A 5,093-nucleotide genomic window follows, 5' to 3' on the forward strand; every position below is an offset into this window, starting at 1 on the left:
CTATTTAAAACATCAAAAAACGCCAACTTAAAAAATGGATAGTGAATAATTAGCTACCCTAGGGTTTCTTCTGCCTTTTTTTCTGTTTAGTAAATTTCTTAAATATTTATGGCTAAACGACAATCGTCATCCCTGTAAAGGTCAAGTATCCCGCTACGTGTTAGCGGCTAAGAGATACCCGGCGGTATGACGGTTCGTGATGGCATGACGATAAGGTTCCAGTGTCAAGCGTTTGGCATGCAAATTTCCTTAAACGTTCGTAAGCTTAAAACTTTACTTTAGATCAAACTGCTGTATAGTGACTTTATAGCTTCAATTTTGTAATGAATATACCTAGTATGGAAAATTGTGATCTTCACAATAAAACCGTCTTACTCAGAGTTGACTTCAATGTCCCTACAAAAGATGGAGAAATTCGTGACGTCACTCGTATTTTGAGAGCATTGCCTACTATTCAGTATTTAGTGAATGCGAGTGCAAAGATTATTATTATATCGCATTTCGGACGCCCAAAGGCTAGAGACGATAATCTGTCACTAAAAAATATAATTGACATTTTATCACAGTTACTAAATAAAAAAGTGAAATTCATTGATGATTGCGTTGGTGAAAAAGTGCAAAAAGCAGTGAGTGCTGTGGATGCAGGAGATATAATATTACTGGAGAATCTAAGATTTTATGAAGGGGAAAAGGAGAATGATGCAAACTTTGCCAGACAATTAGCATCTCTGGCGGATATATATGTAAATGATGCATTTTCTTGCTCTCACAGAGCTCACGCTTCTATTTCACGCATTACAGAGTTTTTACCTTCCTATGCAGGATTTTGCTTGCAAGATGAGCTAAAGTATCTTGAAAAAGCTGTATCGTTTAAAGCTAAACCTATTACTGCGATAGTTGGGGGAGCTAAAATATCAACTAAAATAAAAGTGCTTATGAAGCTAACAGAAAAGGTTGATTACCTAGTTCTCGGTGGTGCGATTGCTAATAATTTTTTGTCATTTAGCAAAGTAAATATAGGAAAATCTTTCTTTCAAAATGGTGTTGACGACCTTCTACATAATATTGTTGAAACAGCAAATAAAAACAATTGCAAAATAATTGTACCGGAAGACGTTTTGGTTGCAATAAACTCTGATTACAGCACTAGTATTTCAAGAAAAACTGAGTCCATTTTGGACGGTGATATAATTTTGGATATCGGATCACAAACTTTGAGTACAATAAGCAGTATAATAGCGAGCAGTAAGACTCTGCTGTGGAATGGACCTATTGGTGTTTTTGAACATTCAGCTTTTGCAAATGGTACAATAGGGGTAATGAAAGTCGTAAGTGACTTAACGCACAAAGGAAAGTTAACCAGCATAATAGGGGGAGGTGATAGCCTATCTGCAATAAGCGCTGCAGGCCTTACCGATAAGGATTTTACATGTGTTTCCACTGGTGGAGGAGCGTTTTTAAGTTGGCTGGGTGGTGACGAAATGCCAGGAGTTGCTGCTCTGCAAAAATGATTAGATTAAAACTTTTTTAAATTGTTTCTTGCAAGCTAGCTTTTTTGTGAACGTGATTATGTCGAAGACAGTTAAACTAATTTTGCGTTTAATAATACCAATAATAGGGTTTATTTTTTATATTATGGATCATTATTTTCACACCGGCTATGTAGAAGAAAATGTTGAGGTCAATTTTGAACCATTTTTCAGTTCACAACCAGCCACCGTTTCCAGAATTAACTGACTTTGATAGAGGAGTGTTGAAAGTTTGTGGAGATTGGGGAGCACATCCAGATAAAGAAGATTTCAAAATTTTACTTAGTTGTCCGCAGCATCAAGAAGTAGTGAAAGGAATATATAAGTGATTACGCCAGATGCGGATTTGGAGTTACTTAAAGATGAACTGGCTAACATTTGGTTTACAAATAGTGAAAGTGAAAAAGAAACTATAGGGTTTGGACATATTTTTTGTGGTGAGCCAAACGATAAACTAGGTGGTATGCATTTTGTAGGTAGATATGTTGAAGCTCAAGAAGATAAATGGGCAGGTGCAATTTGGAATGATAAGTCCCTATGCAATAAATCAGATATTAAGCCGCCAGTTTATACATTTGGAATGAAATATTTAGGTAAGGATGGGGAAGTGAAAGTTAAATGCCCAAATGGATATGCATATAACCTTCATGCCGATAATTTCTGCAACTAAGGCGTTTAAGGAATTAGGAAAAGATGGAATGTGTCTATATGAAATGGAAGATGACGATTATCAATCAGTGTTTGTAAGAAAGAATGATGCTATACTCACGTTCTATCCTGACTTAACACCAAAATGTGATGATAAGAGTACTTATTGTAGTTGCGGTAAATCTTAATTTCAAAACCAATAGGGTGAACAAATGATAAAAATGCTATAGGGTGTAGCAAATCCAAATGAGTTAAAATTTTGATTAAAGGGTTTTGTGAATAATAATGAAGAAGGGCATTATTCGTCTAATAAAAGCAATTCAATACTCTTGTGAAGGAATAAAATCAGCTTTTATATCAGAAATTGCGTTCAGACAGGAGTTACTGCTTTTTATAGTATGTGTCTCAATTTTGTTTGTTTTGGATGGAAGTAATCTAGAACGTGCAGTAATGATAAGCAGTCTATTCCTGGTGTTAATTGTGGAAATTGTTAACACTGCTTTTGAAACGACAATTGAGCGTATTTCCAGTGAACAACACATACTTTCAAAAAAGGTGAAAGATCTAGGTAGTGCAGCAGTTTTTCTTTCATCAATTAACTTCCTGATAACATGGATGATAATATTGACAGGTTAATACGAATGTTATTAAGATATGTTGTCAAACTCACCAATTAAAGTTTTTATATCTTGCGGTAAATCAGAGACAAATTCCATGTATTCCTTACTTTTTGGGTGGTATAAGCCCAGTGTATAAGCATGTAGTGCTTGTCTATTGAAATTACGAATGAAACTAGAGTTTTTAGCATATTTTGTGCTTTTACTACTATTTTTTCCATAAACTTGATCACCAACTATGGAATGTCCTATGTGGCTCATGTGGACTCGAATTTGGTGTGTTCTGCCTGTCTCTAAAGTGCATTTAACGAGGCTTACTTGTCCTATAACTTTTTGCACTAAATAGTGAGTGATTGCTAATTTGCCTGTGATTTTTGTTACACACATCATTTCTTTATTACTGCGTTTGGGAGCAATGTTAGTTTTTATCGTGCCTTGCTGAGAAGATAATGTTCCCCAAACTACTGCTAAGTATTCCCGCTTTATTTTGCGATTCGATAACAATTCAGACAAAAAACTATGGGTTGCTTCATTTTTTGCAATTACCATTAGCCCACTAGTATCTTTATCGAGTCTATGAACAATTCCTGGTCTTACATTAAGGTGAGCGATAACTGCGTTCAAAAGCGTATCATTGTTTGTCCCAGCACCTGGGTGCACTGTTAATCCACTTTGTTTACTCAGAACTATAATGTCCTCATCTTCATAGACGATATCAAGTTTTATGTCATAATTAGGCTCAATTGATGTGGATATGTCAGGTTGAACGAGATGTACTACATACTCTTCACCTGGTTTTACTATGTGATCATTATTAATTATCGGTATGCCAAGTAATTTCACCTGCCCATTTTGTATCAATCTTTGAGCTTTACTGCGTGATATGTTGCATTTTTCAGCTATATAGGTGTCTAACCTTAATTTCTCTTTATCATTATTAACACTTAAGGTTATTATTGAGTGATCTATAGTGATTTACCCCGCGCCATTTCCCATGCTGCTTGAACATTTGGGTCTGTAAACATTGTTGCACTAGACTCAATTTGCAGATCACCTTGTTTTTTAATATGGCAAATTGTTTGAGAGCCATCTTTCCAGTAGATTGTAACTTTATTATCAAAATCTCGTAATGTTGCCTCAACCTTTTTTTCTTTATTATCTTTTTCTTCCAGCTTAATAGATTCCAATAAATAATATAGAAAGTCACTTGGTTTGCCGTTGATTTTTTCTTTCCATTCATCTGTTTTTTCTTGTTCAGATTTTTTTTGCTCTAACTTTTCCTTCTTTTGCTGCAGCTTATTTTGTTCTGCTTCCAGCTCTAACTTTCTAACTGTGTCACGTAGTTCTTTGACTTTATTTTCTAATACTAATAATTTATTAGTATTATTCCCATTGTTAGCTTCTAAATCAGGCGTACTTGGTTGAGCTTGCTTCTTTTTTATTTCTTCTAATTCATTCCTTACTACGTTTAATTGCTCCTTCAATTCCGTTTTTTCCTCTTCTGTATCCTCTTTTAACTTTTTTAGCATGCTAAGGAACTCGTTATTATTAGACTGCGTAGTTGATTGAAGCCAGCCTACAAAGCGGCTTGGTTCAAATCGTTCAATCTTATCTTCAGCAATTTTAATAGCATTCTCTAACCTAGAAAAAGTACCTTCAATATCTAGTGAATGTGCTTTTTTTGTCAATTCTTTAGTGTTGTTTAAAACTTCTGAAATTTCTGCATGTAGCCAATCTAAATCTTTTTTGATGTCTTCTCTGATTTTTTTTAGGTGATCAAGCGTTTCTTTAATGTTAATATTTGCAGGCTTTAAAAGACTATTATCAAGTAAATCGCAAGCTTTTTTAAGGTTACTGTCAAATGAGTTGCAAAGCGGACTAAGTAGTTTTTTCATTAGAGATATTAGTTCATTTTCCCTTTTACCAAGCTTATTTTCTACTACTGATACAACCATGCCCTTTCCAGACCAGTATGGAAATAGAAGACCTAAAGAACTGTGTTTTCTAATAGTATGATTTTCATGATCCACGCTATTACTTATTAGATTGCTAAGTGTTGATATGATGCATAAAAGAATAGCGACTAATAAAGCTATTAATATTATTGGAGCATTAATGGATTGTGATATTGCTGAAACTACTATAATAGTACCAAATACATATGATCCAGTAAACAAGAGAATCCTATTTCTATTTTCTGCTTCTATATCTTCTAGTATTTCTCTCTGCGTCTTAGAACCTGTTAAGGATCTCGAAAATATGAGGTAGAATAAGCATAGTTAAGAAAGAGGCATATCTA

Annotated in this window: 4 protein-coding genes and 1 pseudogene; 3 read left to right on the forward strand and 2 right to left on the reverse strand. The window is 34.5% G+C overall.

The window, feature by feature from the left end:
- The first annotated feature begins 323 nt into the window (after window positions 1-323).
- From OZD61_RS00240 to OZD61_RS00260, 3 genes and pseudogenes are all read left to right on the forward strand, one after another.
- Window positions 324-1,511 (forward strand): phosphoglycerate kinase, encoded by a 1,188-nt coding sequence (locus OZD61_RS00240; protein ID WP_274979407.1) that lies wholly within the window; start codon window positions 324-326, stop codon window positions 1,509-1,511.
- Window positions 1,512-1,569: 58 nt separating this feature from the next.
- Window positions 1,570-2,365, forward strand: a pseudogene (locus OZD61_RS05805) (EndoU domain-containing protein).
- Between the two features lie 97 nt (window positions 2,366-2,462).
- Window positions 2,463-2,813 carry a diacylglycerol kinase gene (locus OZD61_RS00260; RefSeq protein WP_274979409.1) on the forward strand — a complete coding sequence of 117 codons (351 nt, stop codon included), beginning with the start codon at window positions 2,463-2,465 and terminating at the stop codon, window positions 2,811-2,813.
- A gap of 11 nt (window positions 2,814-2,824) precedes the next feature.
- On the opposite strand, the gene OZD61_RS00265 is transcribed toward OZD61_RS00260, so the two are convergent.
- Both OZD61_RS00265 and OZD61_RS00270 read right to left on the reverse strand, forming a co-directional pair.
- Window positions 2,825-3,769 carry an RluA family pseudouridine synthase gene (locus OZD61_RS00265; protein ID WP_274979411.1) on the reverse strand — a complete coding sequence of 315 codons (945 nt, stop codon included), beginning with the start codon at window positions 3,767-3,769 and terminating at the stop codon, window positions 2,825-2,827.
- Window positions 3,760-4,971: a hypothetical protein gene (locus OZD61_RS00270; protein WP_274979410.1), complete on the reverse strand. Its 1,212-nt coding sequence runs from the start codon at window positions 4,969-4,971 to the stop codon at window positions 3,760-3,762. Before OZD61_RS00270 ends, OZD61_RS00265 begins: the two co-directional genes overlap by 10 nt.
- Window positions 4,972-5,093: the final 122 nt, after the last annotated feature.

The sequence above is a fragment of the Wolbachia endosymbiont of Drosophila bocki genome, assembly GCF_028982005.1.
GTDB classification, from domain to species: Bacteria; Pseudomonadota; Alphaproteobacteria; order Rickettsiales; family Anaplasmataceae; genus Wolbachia; species Wolbachia pipientis.

What these genes read in the sequence shown, in the direction of transcription:
- OZD61_RS00240 (WP_274979407.1), top strand. Translation starts at nt 324, where the DNA reads ATGAATATACCTAGTATGGAAAATTGTGATCTTCACAATAAAACCGTC.
- OZD61_RS00260 (WP_274979409.1), top strand. Translation starts at nt 2,463, where the DNA reads ATGAAGAAGGGCATTATTCGTCTAATAAAAGCAATTCAATACTCTTGT.